The organism is Bacillus sp. LL01 (assembly GCF_001037965.1).
Genome location: NZ_LFEL01000018.1, coordinates 1 through 17,585, shown reverse-complemented (window position 1 = coordinate 17,585; position 17,585 = coordinate 1). Strand labels below are relative to the sequence as shown.

Here is a 17,585-nt window from a genome sequence, read left to right as displayed (position 1 = left end):
GCAGGGCGTGAAGTTAAAGGCACTAATTGATCCTATTCTGAAACAACTTAAGGAAGATGGTACGTTAGTCGAGCTGTCAAAAAAATGGACTGGTGGAGAATATATCCCTGAATAAGTTTGGAGAAGGAAAGATAAAATGGAGAATTTACTAGATATTAATTATTTAATAGAAAGCTTTCCTGCTATTATCTCACGGCTACCTATTACAGTAGGGATAGCTGTAGGTTCATTAATTTTKGGTTTATTTATTGGGATTGGTACAGCACTTATAAAAATATATAGAGTTCCAGTACTAAGGGTAATTTCTTCTTTATATATATCTTTTATCAGAGGAACTCCGCTATTAGTTCAAATTTATCTTGTATTCTACGGAATACCTAAGGTTATTTACTATTTACAGATCGAATATGGGTGGCTTCAATACGTAGATGTTAATATAATAGCCCCTGAAGTATATGCATTATTAGCATTTTCTATTAATTTGGGTGCTTATTTGTCTGAAACAATTAGGTCTGCTATTGAGTCGGTTGATCGGGGGCAATTTGAAGCTGCTAAATCTATAGGTATGAGCCCTACACAAATGATGCTTAAAATTATTTTCCCACAGGCTTTGGCAGTAGCAATACCTAACATTGGAAATGTGTTTATTAGTTCGATTAAGGACACTTCTCTTGTTTTTATTATTGGTGTTATAGATATTATGGGACAAGCCAAAATTCTCGGTTCTCGTGGGTTAGCATTCTTTGAGGTGTATATTGCTGTATCTATTATCTACTGGATTCTTTGTATTATAGTTGAGAGATTGCTAGTTATAATAGAAAGGCGAGCTCGTAGATATGAAAGAGGGATTTCTTCATGATTAAGTTGGAAAATATCCATAAGTACTATGATAGCCAGCATGTGCTAAAGGGGATTAACCTTACCGTTAATAGAGGGGAGGTCGTTTCTATTTTAGGACCAAGTGGCTCAGGTAAATCAACACTTTTACGATGCATTAATTTCTTGGAGCAGCCTACTAGTGGAATCGTTGAGGTTAGTGATAAGAGAGTAAATGTTGAATCAGCAAGTAAGACTGATATTTTTTCTTTAAGAACTTCGACAGGAATGGTCTTTCAACAATATAATTTATTTAAAAATTTAACAGTGTTACAAAACGTGATGATTGGTTTAACAAGTGTTAAGCAAATGAATAAGGATGAAGCTAAAAAGATAAGTATAGACATTCTTGAAAGAGTTGGCTTAAATAATAGGTTAAGTCACTATCCAGCACAGCTATCGGGCGGTCAACAACAAAGGGTTGGTATTGCTCGGGCACTTGCACTCAATCCAGAAGTTTTATTGTTTGACGAACCGACTTCCTCTCTTGATCCAGAGTTAGTTGATGAAGTTTTGACAACTATAAAAGGTGTAGCAAATGAAGGAAATACGATGTTAATTGTTACACATGAGCTTAATTTTGCACGTGAGATCTCTGACCGTGTAATCTTTATGGAAGACGGTACTATTATTGAAGAGGGAACTGCTGAACAAATTTTTAACAATCCTAGTGTGGAAAGAACGAAGAAATTTTTAGGTAAAGTAATTAGGAACTAATTAAAAGATATTAAAATGAGTTAAGACGTGGGAAGGAGGTTAAGAAATGAATCCAATAGAACAAATTCTGAATAACTTTCCTATCATAATTATTGACGGAGCAATGGCTAYAGAGCTTGAGAAGTATGAATGTAATTTGAATGATCGTTTATGGTCAGCAAAAATATTAATGGAAAATCCGGAAGTAATAAAGAAGGTTCATCTAGATTATTTTAAAGCAGGTGCAGATTGTGCTATTACTGCTAGCTACCAGGCGACTATTGCAGGGTATAAAGAAAGAGGGTTGACTGAGGTAGAGGCAATTGGATTGATCAAAAAGTCTGTTCAAATTGCAGTAGAGGCTCGTGACGATTTTTGGCCAGAGTTAAAAGATAAGTCTAACAGGCCGAAGCCGTTAGTTGCAGCCTCTGTAGGTCCATATGGCGCTTTTCTTGCAGATGGCTCTGAATATCGGGGTAATTATTCTTTAAACGAAGATGAATTAGTTACTTTTCATAAAGAAAGGATAAGGGTATTGGTTGAAGCAGGGGCAGATATTTTAGCGTGTGAAACAATTCCTTGTCTTGTAGAAGCTAAAGCAATTACAAGGGTACTAAAGGAATTTCCAGGGGTTTATGCTTGGTTCAGTTTTAGTGCAAAGGATGACTACCACATAAGTGATGGAGAAAAAATTTCAAGTTGTGCGGAGTGGTTAGACGGAGAAGAGCAAGTAGCTGCGATTGGTGTAAATTGTTCATCACCACACTTTATAGAGTCTTTAATTAAAGAGATAAAAAGTCGAACTGCTAAACCAATAGTTGTTTATCCTAATTCAGGTGAAGAATACGATGCAACAAGTAAGACATGGGGTGATCAGTCTTTAACAAATCATTTTACCTCTAACACCCAACGTTGGTATGAGGCTGGTGCCCAAATAATCGGGGGTTGTTGTAGAACAAACCCTGAGGATATTACAGCCATTACTACATGGGCTCGTAAATGAGGTAGTAAAATAATAGGTTAAAGAGGGGTCAGACATCCATATGGAGGGTCCGATCCCTCTTTAYCTAGTTTGTGGAGCAAGGTAAACACTATTATAGAGTCACAGTCTTTAAATCGGAGATATCCATGTTTTCGGTTACTTCGCTTTCCTTCTCAAATGACGGAGACATCAAGTCAGTTCTTGATCATTTATTAGTTTCGCTTTAGGCTGTTTGGACACTTCGTCCTGCCACATTTGATACAGATAGATGATAAGCGCGAAACTGATCATCATAGCAACAATAGCTATTGTAGACAAAGTGGATTCACCCGAAACAATCCCCATCCGTTGCCATATCGGGTAAATGATGTACATATATAACCCGTCCAAWAGTATGTTGACAGTCAAATACACCCAAAATTTTCCGAAAGTAAAGTGGAATACCCAGATAACTATAACTAAGTATGCTCCATACACCCAAGGAACCGGAACGACTTTATCCCAACCGAACAGACTGGAACCTGTCTCTTTCCACCATCCGTAATGGTAAGCCGCTTGATATGCCAAGGTATGAATAATGGTCATAAATAGAGCGACCGGCATGTACCTGCGTACAGTATCCATTTTCAAAAAAAACAAGGACGCCCAAGGCAAGATCAAGAGTAACCAGAGAAAAATCTGTTTCATGTCTTTAATACCTCACATTAGTTTTATGTATAGTGTTACTCTCAATTCATATATTTATTCAATTTAACCGATAAAAGTAACTGAAACACCTAAAGACCAGATGCAAAAAAATGCATCCGTAAGATAGATTATGCAATCGACAAGTTAAAAAAGCACGCCAATACCTATAAAGGACCTTCATATAATGGAGTTAATGATTCAAAAAGGCTATGTATTAAAAGCAAAATCATTTTAAGTGTTATGGAACTTTGGGCTTTTAACGAGGTTCTCATTTTTTTAACAGACTAATTAGTTTGAAATTATCAGATTATGGTAGATTTTTTGAGTAGTAAATCATTATAATAGAGATATGATAGAATGATATTGAGATAGGAAAGTTTGTGTGGTTGGGTGGCGCCTTGCTTTATTGTGACGCTTAAGGAGGAGCGCCTACTCTTTTTACAAAATAGAGGATAAGGGTGGTTATCATGAGCAGCATAAGGAGAGAAACAGACGTGATCTTAATTGGTGCGGGAGTTATGAGCGCGACTTTAGGTTCATTGCTGAAAGAGTTAGCACCAGAATGGGAAATCAAAGTATTTGAGAAACTTGCGAGTGCAGGGGAAGAAAGCTCTAATGAATGGAATAATGCGGGGACAGGTCATTCTGCACTATGTGAGCTTAACTATACTTCCGAAAAACCTGACGGAACGATAGATGTGAGCAAGGCTATTAAAATTAATGAACAGTTCCAGCTTTCTAGACAGTTCTGGGCTTATCTTGTAAATAGCAATCTGATTCGTAATCCACAAGACTTTATTATGCCGATTCCTCATATAAGCCTAGTCCAAGGCGAAAAAAATGTCACTTTTCTAAGAAGTCGTTTGGAAGCGCTATCAAATAATCCCCTTTTTCAAGGGATGGAATTCTCAGAGGATCCTGAAAAACTGAAGGAATGGACTCCTCTAATCATGGAAGGTCGTACATCGAATGAACCGATTGCTGCAACAAAAATCGATTCTGGAACCGATGTTAACTTTGGAGCTTTAACACGCATGTTATTTGACCACTTGAAGAGTCAAAATGTTGAATTAAACTATAAGCATAGTGTTGAAGATTTTAAACGTACAAATGATGGCCGCTGGGAAGTAAAAGTGCATGATATGGAAGGCGGTAACATCGAGTATCATACGGCAAAATTCGTTTTTATTGGCGGCGGGGGTGGAAGTCTGCCTTTACTCCAAAAAACGGGTATACCTGAATCAAAGCATATTGGGGGATTTCCAGTAAGCGGACTATTTATGGWTTGTAACAATCCAGAAGTTGTAGAGCAGCACCATGCAAAAGTATACGGTAAAGCGAAGGTTGGAGCTCCTCCAATGTCTGTTCCACATCTTGATACAAGATATATTGATAACAAAAAGACATTACTGTTTGGACCGTTTGCGGGCTTCTCACCAAAGTTTTTAAAGCATGGATCAAACCTAGATTTAATCGGTTCTGTTAAACCGAATAATGTTCTCACTATGTTGGCTGCAGGCGTTAAAGAGATGGGATTAACAAAATACTTGATCGAGCAGGTCATGCTCTCAAATGAAAAGCGTATGGAAGAATTACGTGAGTTTATTCCGAATGCGAAAAGTGAGGATTGGGATATAGTAGCTGCGGGCCAACGCGTACAAGTTATTAAAGATACAGAAGCTGGCAAAGGAACTCTTCAATTTGGTACGGAAGTGGTGTGTGACGCAGATGGAACGATAGCTGCATTACTTGGAGCTTCTCCGGGTGCCTCTACGGCCGTACATGTCATGCTCGAGGTATTCCAAAAATGTTTCCCAGAACGTGTGAAAGAGTGGGAACCAAAATTAAAAGAAATGCTCCCTACTTATGGGATGTCACCAGTTGAACACCCAGAGCTGTTCCATCAAGTTCATACTTCCAATTCACAAATTCTCGGACTGAGTGTAGAAGAACCTGTTTTTGCTTAATAGGTAGAGCGTCATAAGTGAATAAGACTGTTAAAACAAGCGGAAAAGTATTTCCGTTTGTTTTTTTTATTCATACAACTTTCTTAGTAGTGTTGCTATAAAGAAGATATTTATTACAAGAACAACACAGAATCGTTAGAGAAATTCAGAAGTTAATCATTAGAATGGAAAAGTCTGATATTGACCTGTTTAGCAAGAAATATTTGCTGACATAAAAAAATTGTTGAATATTTATACATATAAATGATATATTATTAATTATTAAATAGAGGTAATGAGTATTCGATGAATGTTATATACAAATCGTTTGAAATAGGAGAGAGTAAAAATGGGAGCTAATACACAGCAAAAATTAGACCAGTCTACATTTACAAAAGAGTATAGCGCTAAACAATATATGAAGTTTTGGTTGCCATCGTTAATTGGGGTTTTGTTATTTTTAGTCCCTATTTCAATCAATGATAAGGTTACAATCGGATTAGGGGTGCTAGCAGATGCCTTGCAGGGGGCTATATCTGAATATATACCACTCTTCATGACAACCGTATTATGTCTATCTACGATTGGTAGCTTAATAGCGAAGGGGACTAACTTGCAGTTCATTCACAGGAGTACTTTCTTAAAGGGGTTATTTGATGTTTCGCCACTGTGGTTCACTTTAAGAAGTATCGGTGCAGTCTTTGCCTTATTAACATTAACGGAAGTCGGACCTGAATTTATTTGGTCTGAGTATACAGGCGGAGTGGTGTTGTATGATCTGATTCCAGTATTAATGGTTTGGTTTTTATTTGCTTGCTTGTTTATGCCGCTCCTACTTCAGTTTGGCTTAATGGACTTTATCGGGACCATGGTGCGTAAAGTGATGCATCCTTTATTCAAATTGCCTGGACGTTCATCTGTTGATGCATTAGCGTCTTGGATGGGAAGCGGAACGGTTGGAGTATTACTGACAACTCAGCAATATGAATCAGGATACTATACGAAGCGTGAAGCTTCAGTCGTTGCAACAAACTTTTCAATTGCATCCATTGCTTTTGGTCTTGTGATTGCAAAATTTTTGAACATTGATCATATGTTTATYCAATTTTATTTTACAGTGATTGTAACAGGAGTTGTTGCAGCTATTATTTGTCCTAGAATCCCTCCTCTTTCTCTGAAAAAAGAGTCGTATTACGAGCCAGTCGGGAAGCAAATTGATGAAGTGGTTCCAGAGGGAGTGTCTAGCTTTCAATGGGGGTTGCATCAAGCAGTTGAAAGAGCGGGTCAAGTAAAAAGCTATCGTAGTGTAGTAAAAAGTGGGGTTCAAAATGTCATCGATATATGGTTCGCTTTAATTCCACTTGTTATGGCGCTTGGAACAATCGCACTCGTTATTGCGGAATTTACGCCGATATTTAATTACTTGTCTTATCCGTTTGTTCCGTTCCTACAGTTACTGCAAATTCCTGAAGCAGAGGCTGCTGCTCCTGCGATGATCGTTGGTTTTGCGGATATGTTTTTGCCAGCTGTTATTGGTAGTGGGATTGAATCAGAACTTACTCGCTTTGTCATTGGAGTTATGTCTCTAACACAATTAATTTACATGTCGGAAATTGGTATTCTCTTGTTGAAGTCGAAAATTCCACTTTCTTTTGTTCAATTATTTGTGATCTTTTTACAGAGAACCATTATTACGTTGCCGATTGCGGCAGCAATGGCTCATCTTTTATTTTTCTAAAAAAGTAGCGTCCTGTTTTTCAACTCATTAAAACTTTTTGATACGATAGTACTCAGTTGGAAAGCATTGGTGAGTTGCCAATGCTTTTTATTTTGTCTACATGTTATTCTGTTTATAAATAGTAAATTGGCTCATATTTGATAAGAAAAGGAGAGTGGAAGAAGTGAATGTTGAATCTTTTTTATCAAAAAATATAAAAGAAGCGCTAAAAAATGATCCTCCAGGAGAATGGATGCCAGCTTTGCCAGAGAGATGCATACGTCTTAGTTCAGGCTATCCTGAACACTCTCTAGTGCCTACAGAACAGATAAAAGAGTCGGTGGTCAGTCTGCTTGAAGAAGAGAAGGATCTGCCACTGCATTATCTTGGAAGTCCTCAGATCGACAAATTGAAGGGGCATATTCATCAAAGGCTCACAGAACGAGGTATGGGAGTGCAAGAGGATGAACTGTTAATAACATCAGGAGCTTCTCAGGCTATTGATTTGATTGCCCGTATTTTAATTGATGAAAGTTGTGTAATTGCCCTAGAGTCACCAACGTATATGGAAGCATTAGAAATCTTTCAAAATTATACGAAGCAATTCATTAGTATTCCAGTAGATGAGCAGGGGCTTCAAACAGAGAAATTAGACGAAATGCTGAAGGATCGAAATGAGAAGGGACTACCTCTTCCTCGTCTTCTATATACGATCCCAACATTCCAAAACCCAACAGGTACGACTATGACAAAAGAGCGACGTAAACATGTCATTGACCTAGCTGGTCAATACAATTTCCTTATAGTAGAAGACGATGCATACGGGGAATTATACTTTGATCAACCTTCGATCTCTTTAAAAGCTTTAGATTATGAAGGTCGTGTGCTGCATGTTGGTTCGTTATCTAAAGTCGTCGCTCCAGGCATGCGAATTGGATGGGTGAGCGCACCTGCTGAATTTATTACTGCAATGAATTGGTTTAAAAAGGATTTAGATCATCCATTTTCGCAAGCAACGATGGCTACTTATTTGGATAAAACCAATCTAAGCGAACGTCTGAATACTTTACGAACCACGTATGAAGCGAAGTGTAGTGTGCTCATTTCAGCACTTGAACGTTACCTTCCAGATTCGGTTTCATGGTATGTACCAAAAGGAGGCTATTTTGTTTGGGTCAAAGTTGCAGGTGTTGATACGTCAACATTATTAAAGCAAGCTCTTGATGAGGGAGTATCTTATGTACCTGGAAAGTACTTTTTCTTAAACGAAGAAGAGGGGATTTCATACTTAAGACTTTCTTTTAGCTATGCCTCAAAAGAAGAAATAATAGAAGGAGTTAAGAAGCTCTCTAAAGTAATAGAAGCACTCACATAATAAAATGGATCACAAAAGGCTCGAGCCATCTGTCTCGAGTCTTTATGCTTSCTTACTCTGATAAGGAACAATATAAATGCCATCATCATAGATCCAGTCTGCATACAAGACGTCCTCTACTCTAGTATATCCATGTGCAATAAGTTGCTGAGTCAGCCAATCTTTAGTGAAACCAAGCTCCTTCAGGTTAGCCTCAATCATTTCACCATCAGTAATAAGAGTCGTACAAAGGTAAGTTGGAGTTAGAGGTAGATTTAAATCCTCGAGAGTGACCTTTTGGTATTTATTCTTTTTTAAGATGCTGATCGAGCCATTTGTCTCTAAGATTGCATAGGCCACTTCACGGAGAGAGAATGTTTCACTTTGTCGTAATGAGCTAAGCAACTGATTGATGTTCATTCGGTTTTGTTTAAGCTGCTCGCGGTCAATCTTGCCATTACGAATGATGATAGAAGGCTTTCCTTCTAATAAGCCTCTCATCGATCGATGCTTTAACAGGTATTTCTCCATAATGATCATTAAAAAGCCCCATAATAAGACAACGTAAATGATGTAGAAGATGCTAACGTTCGTCTCAAATATCCCATTCCCGAGTAACTCTGATAGCACAATGGCCGAAACAAAATCAAAAGGAGTCAAATGACGAATCGTCGTCTTCCCTAATAATCTAGTAATCATAAAAAGCAAAAAGAACCCTATGATGATTTTAATCGACATATCTATGAAACCTGGCTCCATACTATCCTCTCCCAGTAGGTAAACGAATCTATTTTACTACTAGTTATGGTCAAGGTCGTAGTGTTTTATGCAATGTTCATAGATTTTGGCAGTGAAGATAAAGAGACGAAAATTCTTGATTAGAAAGTTGAATAATTTGTATTCAACTAACTACATTTTGTATGCTAAAAGCAGAAAGTAACTTAGGAGGGGTGTATGGATGGGCAAGCAGCAGGAGCGTTACATTCGAGATCATTGGAAAGTGAAATACAATAAAAATGGTTATCCTCATGTTCAACAGGGATGGGTTTTACCGCCTGATCGTATGAGTGAATATGATCCATTTATTTTGATGGCAGATGATTGGTTCAAACGAGGAACGTTTTCTGATCATCCTCATAGAGGGTTTCAAACAATTACGTATGTGATTGATGGAAGACTTGAGCACACGGATAATAATGGGGGGCACTCGGTTTTACATGCAGGAGATGTTCAGTATATGAATGCTGGAAGTGGGGCGCGCCATGCGGAGGAAGGAGTAGATGATGATCTTATTCATACTCTCCAATTGTGGCTGAACCTACCTAAGGAGCTTAAGCAAACAGAGTCATCCTATCAAAATGTGTACGTAGAAGACGCTCCGAAAGTAGATATAGAGGGAGGATATCTTCGCGTTTATTCAGGAACAGTAGCGAATACGTCTGGTCCTATGAATTCACTGGTTCCTATCAATATGGTTGAGCTTTATTTAAAAGAAGGAGCTACTTATTCCCTGGAGCTTCCAAGAAACCATAATGGCCATGTCTATATGCTTCAGGGTGAGTTGGAATTTACTGAGAACGTCACTCTTCAAAAAACAGAGGTTGGTTTACTTTCATATGATGAACTTGCGGATGATAAGGAAACGGATAAACTCAAGATTACCGCACATGAAAGGTCTCGAGTTTTAATCTATACTGGAAAACCAATTAAGGAACCTGTTGTAGCTAGAGGTCCTTTTGTAATGAACWCTGAAGATGAAATAAAAGAAGCATTTAATGATTTTCGGTTAGGGAAATTTGGACCATCGTCTCAAGAATAATCATTCTTTAAAAAAGAACTTAGCTCAGGTAGTTAAGTTCTTTTTGTCTTACTTACTTGTAAAGCCATATGCTTGCATTAACTCTTCGAACCTGTCAAGATATACAAAATCGATTATTACTTAGAGGAGGTCTACTAAAAATGAAGCTTCAAAATAAAAAAATCATCCAAATTGTCAGTAATGATTTTGAAGATTTAGAGCTATGGTACCCGGTTTTACGTTTGCGTGAAGAAGGGGCAACTGTGGATATTGTGGGCGAGAAGGCAGATGAGAAGTACATAGGAAAGTATGGCGTACCGATTGTATCTGAGTATGCTTTTGAAGAGATTAATCCTAATGATTATGATGCGATTCTTGTGCCGGGTGGATGGTCACCTGATTTACTCAGAAGATTCGACAGTGTTTTAAACATGGTTCGTGTGATGAATGAGCAGAAGAAGCCAATCGGGCAAATCTGTCACGCGGGATGGGTGCTGATTTCAGCAAATATTTTACAAGGCAAGAAAGTGACAAGTACACCAGGTATAAAAGATGATATGACGAATGCTGGAGCAACATGGGTAGATGAGGCTGTAGTAGTAGATGGAAACATTGTCTCAAGCCGTCGCCCGCCAGACCTACCAGACTATATGCGTGAATTTATAGAGGTTTTAGCAAAATAAAAAGATCACCATTAACTCCGCAGCTGCTTTTAAGTTGTGGAGTTGCTTACGAACGACCGCTGTAATGGAGAAATAAATGACTGAAGAGGTGGAAGATATGACGTATCMTAGAACGTTCTCACATATTGGATTATCAGTACCTAACGTAGATGAAGCGGTAAAATTCTATCGTGAGGTTATGGGTTGGTATGTAATTATGGAGCCTTCTGAAGTGGTTGAAGACGACTCGGCCATTGGCATCATGTGTACAGATGTTTTCGGGAAAGGTTGGGGCAAGTTTCGAATTGCTCATCTATCAACCGGAGATAAAATCGGTGTCGAGTTAYTTGAGTTTCCTCAAAATGAATCTCCAGAAAATAATTTTGAGTATTGGAAAACGGGTATTTTTCATTACTGCGTTCAAGACCCTGACATTGAAGGTCTAGTAGAGAAAATTAAAGCGCATGGTGGAAAACAACGTATGCCGATTCGTSAATACTACCCTGGAGAGAAACCGTATCGAATGGTGTATTGTGAAGACCCATTCGGAAATTTAGTAGAGATCTATTCCCATTCTTATGAACTTACGTATTCAGAAGGTGCTTATTAAAAAGCCAAAAAATCTTCTACAGCTTGAAGCTGTAGAAGATTTTTTATTTCCGGGGGAATTGATAAAACTTTAGTCTTTCTTTATTTTTCTGCAGTATAATGGTAATTATTATCTAATAATCCATTTGGAGGATAACGTATGAATCCGTTTAAAGAAAAGCTGGAGCAGATAAAAGATGCTCAAGTTCAGTTAACAAAGGATTATGAGAAAGTAGTAAAAGAGTACGAGTCGAGTGATCTTATTCAAGAAAATACTCGACTCCGAGGGCAATACGATGATTTCAAAGGGCAAGTGGAAGAATTTAAACAAAAACAACAAGTTATAGAAACAGAGAATCGAAAGTTACGATTGGCCCTGCAAGAGCAGATGATTGATGAGAAGTTAGCTCTTTTAAAAATGTCAAAGCAGAAGGTTGAGACATACTTTGGGCAATCCATTAATCCACAGCATAATCGATTAAAGGGGTTAGAAGCAGAGACTCAACAGAAAATTGCTTCATTAAAGGAAAGGGCTCAGAAAAACATTCGAGTCGAAAAAGAGGAAATTCTATCTAGAATAGATGCCTTGTCGATCGAAACGAATGAAATGATTAAGGCAGAAAGAAAACGCTTAGCTGAAGAACAAAGAACATTATTAAAAGGGCTAACAGGAGACTATGAGCAGCTAGAAAAAGAGGAAGTGACCGAAGAAGTCATTCAAAAAAGAATGAAGCAAAACCAAATTGAAATGAAGATCGGATTAAACTGGATTAATAAAATTGGAATTCTTCTAATCATTTTGGGGGTGGCAGCAGCATTTCGCCACTCTTATACAAATTGGTTCACCGATGAAATCAAAGGCGCAATGTTCTTTATTTTAGGTGTGTCTATGCTGGTTGGTGGGGAATGGCTTCAACAGAAAAATAAACAAACGTTTGCCTTAGGTCTCATTGGAGGGGGGATCTCCGTTTTATATGGTTCCATCTTCTTTAGTTATTTTTTACTTGAGGTTATTGGTCTGACGGTTGCACTATTGGCGTCGGTACTTGTTACTGTGAGTGCAGTCATCTTATCGCTACGTTATCATTCGAGAACGATTATTACCTTTGCATTAGTCGGTGGTTACATTCCTTTTTATTCTTACTTATTTGCATTTGGATTAGAAGGGAATGCTGTCTATGCAGCGATGGTTTATCTACTCATTCTAAACTCATCGATACTATGGATATCACTTCAGAAACAATGGAACTTGGTGCACTATATTAGCTTTGCTTTAGCTATTCCTTCTTTACTTATTCTACTCCTTCTATCACCGAATGATGGTGTGAGTATGCTTTATGTCGTCTTAACATTTGTCTTATACGTGGGATTAACGATTGGCTATTCGTTTAAACATAAGGTAGCTCTAAAATGGGGAGATGTGACGCTTCTTGCGCTTAACACCTTTTTTAGTTGCTTGTTATTGTATTACCTATTCCATAGGCTTGAATGGAATGACTTTAGAGGGCTATTAGCCGTTGCATTCTTTGTGCTCTTCTTTGGACTCGGTCGATTTGTAGAGCAGAAGATGCCTAATGAAGCCCAAACTAGAATCTTATTTTACGCGACTTCCATAACATTTCTTGTACTTATTATCCCATTCCAGTTTGGAGCAGAATGGGTAGCGCTTGGATGGCTGATACAGGGTGTCGTTCTAATGATTTATGCGAACAAAGCAAACCAGCGTTTACTTGAGATGGCTGGCTGGGGCATATTTGTCTTAACCCTGTTCACGTTCTTCGTAGAGTGGTTTGTAACAATCTCGGGGGTAGGCATGTCTTCTTACTTCCACTTTAAATACTTTGCAGTCGTCATTGGTCTTATAACTACGACTATTTACTATGCTATGTGGCAACGTAGGGAAGGAAATAACTATTTATTTAATAAGGTCAAAGATCTACCCCTTTATTTAAAATATTTTACTTTAGTCAATGTATGGGTGTACCTTGCTTATGAAAGCCGGTACATGTATGAGCAGTCGGTACCACTTACACTGACAAATTATTCTTTTTACCAATCGTTAATGGTTGCTTTCTTGACCGTGGGATTAGCGTATGTCTTAAAGAAAATTCCATTGTTATATGACCGAATGGTAAGTTACTTTTGTCTGTTCTTATATGCATTTGGTAGCCTTATTGGTCTATTTTTAACGATTGCCACACCAGTACTTGAGCCTGTAATTGCTCAAAATACATTTATGCATTATTTTGCTTTGGTTTTATTAGTAGGTTTTAATGTGCTAATTTTCTTTAGCGGACGTGATTTATTACTGGCTTATATTAGACAACAGTATAAAGAGATTGAACTGTATCCAACCATCCTTGGCGTGTATATGTTGGGAATACTAGCGGCCTTTCTAACCGTTCAATTTCGACTGGCTGATGTTGGATTTGTTTTTAGTTCAGTCTTTTTGATTGTAGCAGTCGCATACATCTTATATGGTTTCAAGAAGCAATATGTGTATATAAGGCGTATAGGGCTTGGGTTAACATTACTATCAACAGGTAAACTCTTTCTTTACGATTTAGCGTTTCTCACTGAAACGAGCAAAATAGTAGCGTATTTCTGTTTTGGTGTTGTGTTATTAGGCATCTCTTATTTGTATCAAAAAGTATCAAGCAAACAATCTCAGGATATCGAGCAAAGCATGTGAAGATAAGTGGTTTTTATAAAGTGGTGAGGAGGTGTGGAGAATGATACCACTCCACACCTCCTTTAAGTCTATCTGTGAAAATGTACTAAATTATGGTACGTTTATATAGTATATAAGTCCTGAAAAGTAGAGTGGGTGAATGATGTTCAATGGGGTAGAGGCAGATATTAATTCTTTTATAAAGCGTAGAAATCGATTAATGATAGTTCTTTTATGGGTGGCATACGGATTGAGTWTGGCAGTCTTTGTTGCATTTGACCCAATATTTTCATCCGCTTGGCCTCCGGTGGGATTTTCTTTATTAGTAGGGCTTATGATTGTTCGGATGTTGATTAAGAATGAACACTTAATGATGTATATCATCTCTTTTGCAATGTTTTTTTACTTATTTCTGTTAAATGTTGAGTTTCCTTACTTAGTAAACTACTTTTATATTTTACTCGGTATTATTATTCCTTCTCTTTATCAACATTACGGGGTGATCCTTTTTTCCGGAGTGCTAGCCATGTTTTCTTTGTCTTATTTTTTCATCTTCTCTTTTGATGAGATCTTTACCAGGGTAGAGTCAGTCGATATTCTGTACTTCATCTTGCTTTCAGCTATCTTAATTATCTTCTTTTTATTCCATACTAAGTTTACTAAAAGCTTGTGGGTAAAGGCACAATTAGGTGAAAATAAGGCGAAACAGAAACTACATTCTACGGAAAACTATTTAAATGCTTTTTTTACTCAAACGAGTGAAGCGATTGTAGTTTATGACAATAAAGGCTCCATTATAAATGTAAAYGAAGCATTTACCATGTTATATGGATGGAATAAAGATGAACTCATCAATAAGAATATAAATGAGTTCTTACCTGTTCAGTGGGACGCAACTTCTGAGACGGAAGTAGTCCATAAAACTAAACATGGAAATCCGCTAGATGTTGCCATTTCAGTCTCTTTTATCAAAGATCCTAAAGGTAAGGATGTAGCTTACTTGATGATGATTTGGGATGTGTCAGAGAGGAATCGGACAGAAGCTCAGTTAATGCAATCAGAGAAGTTAAAAGTAGTAGGAGAACTAGCTGCTGGAATTGCTCATGAGATCCGTAATCCTATTACCGTGTTATCAGGATTCACACAACTAATGGACGATACATATTACAAAGGGTTGATGGAAGCAGAATTAAAACGCATGGATGGGATTGTCGAAGAACTGCTTGTTCTAGCTAAGCCACGTGCTACTCACTTGACATCGATCACTTGTAGGAAATTGATAGATGAAGTAGTTGAACTATTTGAATCAATTTTTAAAAATCAGAAAATAAAAGTGCACTGGAAGCGATGTGAGTCCGCTTCTATTTACGGGGACTATAACCGATTAAAGCAAGTTTTAATAAATRTGTTTAAAAATGCGATAGAAGCGATAGAATATGAAGGGGTAGTGGAAATTGATTTAACGATACAAGATAACGATGTACTATTGCACATCGCTAATGATGGTCCTTCTATTCCTGAGGAAACGTTATCTGAACTAGGATCGCCTTTCTTCACCACAAAAGAAACCGGGACTGGTCTTGGCTTAATGATCTCAAAGACAATTATGAAGGAACACGAAGGTCATTTTCTAATTGATAATAGACCGGATCAAGGAGTCGTCGTAACCTTAACTTTACCTAAACATAACGGAGAACGGGTCTAATTTCCATAAGATACAGATGATTAAGGATTGTCAAGTACTTTGGCAATCCTTATAATGGGTTATAGTGTGCTTTTAAAGCCACTAAGGTTGAGATGATTGTTGAGATATGGGACAATGAAGAGATGCTAGGAAGGTACCGACTGACTTAAATAGATACTATTTATAAATTGAAATGAGGGTTAAACATGCACAAAGAATCCATTTATGGTTTAACGATGGATCAGTTGACCGAATGGCTAATGGAACGTGGACAGAAGAAGTTCCGCGCAACACAAGTTTGGGACTGGTTATATAGAAAACGTGTCAAACGTTTTTCGGAGATGAATAATTTAAAGAAAGACTGTTTGGAACTATTAGAAGAGAATTTTTCCATTCAAACTTTAACAGAGCACGTAAAACAAGAATCTGCGGACGGAACAATTAAATTCTTATTTAAACTTCATGACGGAAACTTGATTGAAACAGTATTGATGAGACATAAATATGGTCTATCTGTTTGTGTGACTACTCAAGTAGGCTGTAACATCGGCTGTAGTTTCTGTGCGAGTGGTTTATTAAAGAAGAGTCGCGATCTTTCAAGCGGTGAGATTGTTGAGCAGATCATGAATGTACAGCATCACTTAGATAGTGTAGGGAAAGAAGAAAGAGTAAGTCATATTGTTGTAATGGGTATTGGAGAACCATTTGATAACTTTGACAATATGGTGGATTTCTTACAAGTAGTTAAAGATCATAAAGGTCTTGCAATTGGTGCTCGTCATATCACTGTATCAACAAGTGGTTTAGCTGATAAGATTTATGAGTTTGCTGATCTTCAATTACAAGTAAACTTAGCTATATCCTTGCATGCACCGAACAATGAGTTAAGAACAAGAATCATGAAAATCAATAAAGCCATTCCGATTGAAAAGCTYATGAAAGCTATTGATTATTATCTTGAGAAAACAAATCGTAAAATCACGATTGAGTATATCTTGTTAAAAGGTGTTAATGATCAACGAGAACATGCTGCTGAACTTGCACGTATGTTTAAAGATAAACGTCATCTCACATATGTGAACTTAATTCCTTATAACCCAGTAGATGAACATGGACAATATCAACGAAGTCTTAAAGAAGACATCTTAGGGTTCTATGATGAATTAAAGAAAAATGGAATTAATTGTGGCGTTCGACTTGAGCACGGAACGGATATTGATGCCGCTTGTGGTCAATTAAGAAGTAAGCAAATCAAAAAAGATAAACCAAATACGAAAGCAAAAGCTTAATCAAAAGCGTACCTTTTTCCGGGTGCGCTTTTTTTGTGTTTTATCGAAACAGTAATAACTAACTATGAAAAAGAGAAAATGGGAAAAGGTGAAAAGATGAACTTGGTTCTTTTATACTAGTTTTTACAGCGGAATAGCAATTGTATAAAAATGGAATATATAAATGCCACTAAAGTATATTTCTTAAAAAATGCTTGAAAAGGTGATAATAACACCTTTTTGAATTCCTATATAAACAAAATTTACCTCTAGGATGGGAAATTCATGGTAATTGCGCTATTCAATACTAAAGACTCGTTTTAACCTCATTTATCAAAGGAATAGACCCTTAGCCAAGTGAAAAGCTGTCCATCTAATATTAAAACCTATCAAAAATGAAGGAGTGAATTAGATGAGTGTTCAAAAAAGTACAGATAGTTCAAGCCTTGCAGAAGTAATTGATAGAATTCTTGACAAAGGAATTGTCATTGACGCTTTTGTACGTGTTTCACTAGTCGGAATTGAAATTCTTACTATTGAAGCAAGAGTGGTTATTGCAAGTGTGGACACATGGTTACGTTATGCAGAAGCAGTTGGACTTCTTAGAGATGAAGTCGAAGAGGAAGGTCTTGCGAAAAGAGAGCATGACCGCGCAC

At 37.4% G+C, this 17,585-nt stretch carries 15 protein-coding genes; 13 read left to right on the top strand and 2 right to left on the bottom strand.

What is annotated here, in order from left to right:
• Positions 1-136: 136 nt before the first annotated feature.
• From AB685_RS21455 to mmuM, 3 genes are read left to right on the top strand one after another with little or no spacing between them, the layout of a single operon-like run.
• Positions 137-859 carry an amino acid ABC transporter permease gene (locus tag AB685_RS21455; RefSeq protein ID WP_047972629.1) on the top strand — a complete coding sequence of 241 codons (723 nt, stop codon included), beginning with the start codon at positions 137-139 and terminating at the stop codon, positions 857-859.
• A complete protein-coding gene (locus AB685_RS21450; RefSeq protein WP_047972628.1) occupies positions 856-1,593 on the top strand; it encodes an amino acid ABC transporter ATP-binding protein in 738 nt (245 codons plus the stop codon). Before AB685_RS21455 ends, AB685_RS21450 begins: the two co-directional genes overlap by 4 nt.
• Before the next feature lie 46 nt (positions 1,594-1,639).
• Entirely contained in the window at positions 1,640-2,575 is a 936-nt protein-coding gene (mmuM, locus tag AB685_RS21445; RefSeq protein ID WP_047972627.1) for a homocysteine S-methyltransferase, read from the top strand.
• A 168-nt stretch (positions 2,576-2,743) separates the two neighbouring features.
• Here the strand turns inward: mmuM and AB685_RS21440 are convergent, their stop codons facing one another.
• Positions 2,744-3,178 carry a hypothetical protein gene (locus AB685_RS21440; RefSeq protein ID WP_241773356.1) on the bottom strand — a complete coding sequence of 145 codons (435 nt, stop codon included), beginning with the start codon at positions 3,176-3,178 and terminating at the stop codon, positions 2,744-2,746.
• Between the two features lie 530 nt (positions 3,179-3,708).
• Here AB685_RS21440 and mqo point away from each other — a divergent pair.
• From mqo to AB685_RS21425, 3 genes are all read left to right on the top strand, one after another.
• Positions 3,709-5,208: a malate dehydrogenase (quinone) gene (mqo, locus tag AB685_RS21435; protein WP_047972625.1), complete on the top strand. Its 1,500-nt coding sequence runs from the start codon at positions 3,709-3,711 to the stop codon at positions 5,206-5,208.
• 328 nt (positions 5,209-5,536) lie between these two features.
• Positions 5,537-6,925: a YjiH family protein gene (locus AB685_RS21430; protein WP_047972624.1), complete on the top strand. Its 1,389-nt coding sequence runs from the start codon at positions 5,537-5,539 to the stop codon at positions 6,923-6,925.
• A gap of 163 nt (positions 6,926-7,088) precedes the next feature.
• Positions 7,089-8,279 carry a PLP-dependent aminotransferase family protein gene (locus AB685_RS21425; RefSeq protein WP_047972623.1) on the top strand — a complete coding sequence of 397 codons (1,191 nt, stop codon included), beginning with the start codon at positions 7,089-7,091 and terminating at the stop codon, positions 8,277-8,279.
• Positions 8,280-8,321: 42 nt separating this feature from the next.
• Here the strand turns inward: AB685_RS21425 and AB685_RS21420 are convergent, their stop codons facing one another.
• The gene (locus AB685_RS21420; RefSeq protein WP_047972622.1) at positions 8,322-9,017 is read right to left on the bottom strand and encodes a DUF421 domain-containing protein; all 696 of its coding nucleotides are present in this window, start codon (positions 9,015-9,017) and stop codon (positions 8,322-8,324) included.
• Positions 9,018-9,216: 199 nt separating this feature from the next.
• Here AB685_RS21420 and AB685_RS21415 point away from each other — a divergent pair, with 199 nt between their 5' ends.
• From AB685_RS21415 to gvpA, 7 genes are all read left to right on the top strand, one after another.
• Positions 9,217-10,077 (top strand): pirin-like C-terminal cupin domain-containing protein, encoded by an 861-nt coding sequence (locus AB685_RS21415; RefSeq protein ID WP_047972621.1) that lies wholly within the window; start codon positions 9,217-9,219, stop codon positions 10,075-10,077.
• Between the two features lie 140 nt (positions 10,078-10,217).
• Positions 10,218-10,739, top strand: coding sequence for a type 1 glutamine amidotransferase domain-containing protein (locus AB685_RS21410; RefSeq protein ID WP_047972620.1), 522 nt, complete (start codon positions 10,218-10,220; stop codon positions 10,737-10,739).
• A gap of 97 nt (positions 10,740-10,836) precedes the next feature.
• Complete coding sequence (locus AB685_RS21405) at positions 10,837-11,328, top strand: lactoylglutathione lyase family protein (RefSeq protein WP_047972630.1); 492 nt, start codon at positions 10,837-10,839, stop codon at positions 11,326-11,328.
• Between the two features lie 138 nt (positions 11,329-11,466).
• Positions 11,467-13,998, top strand: a complete 2,532-nt coding sequence (locus tag AB685_RS21400; protein ID WP_047972619.1) for a DUF2339 domain-containing protein — start codon at positions 11,467-11,469, stop codon at positions 13,996-13,998.
• A gap of 313 nt (positions 13,999-14,311) precedes the next feature.
• The gene (locus AB685_RS21395; protein WP_198530560.1) at positions 14,312-15,682 is read left to right on the top strand and encodes an ATP-binding protein; all 1,371 of its coding nucleotides are present in this window, start codon (positions 14,312-14,314) and stop codon (positions 15,680-15,682) included.
• Positions 15,683-15,867: 185 nt separating this feature from the next.
• Complete coding sequence (rlmN, locus tag AB685_RS21390) at positions 15,868-16,950, top strand: 23S rRNA (adenine(2503)-C(2))-methyltransferase RlmN (protein WP_047972617.1); 1,083 nt, start codon at positions 15,868-15,870, stop codon at positions 16,948-16,950.
• A gap of 391 nt (positions 16,951-17,341) precedes the next feature.
• A partial coding sequence (gvpA, locus tag AB685_RS21385; RefSeq protein ID WP_047972616.1) for a gas vesicle structural protein GvpA occupies positions 17,342-17,585 on the top strand: 244 nt, incomplete at its 3' end.

Bases quoted from the DNA above. Each gene is read 5' to 3' on its own strand.
- AB685_RS21450 (WP_047972628.1), top strand. From the start codon at position 856: ATGATTAAGTTGGAAAATATCCATAAGTACTATGATAGCCAGCATGTG.
- AB685_RS21410 (WP_047972620.1), top strand. From the start codon at position 10,218: ATGAAGCTTCAAAATAAAAAAATCATCCAAATTGTCAGTAATGATTTT.
- AB685_RS21400 (WP_047972619.1), top strand. From the start codon at position 11,467: ATGAATCCGTTTAAAGAAAAGCTGGAGCAGATAAAAGATGCTCAAGTT.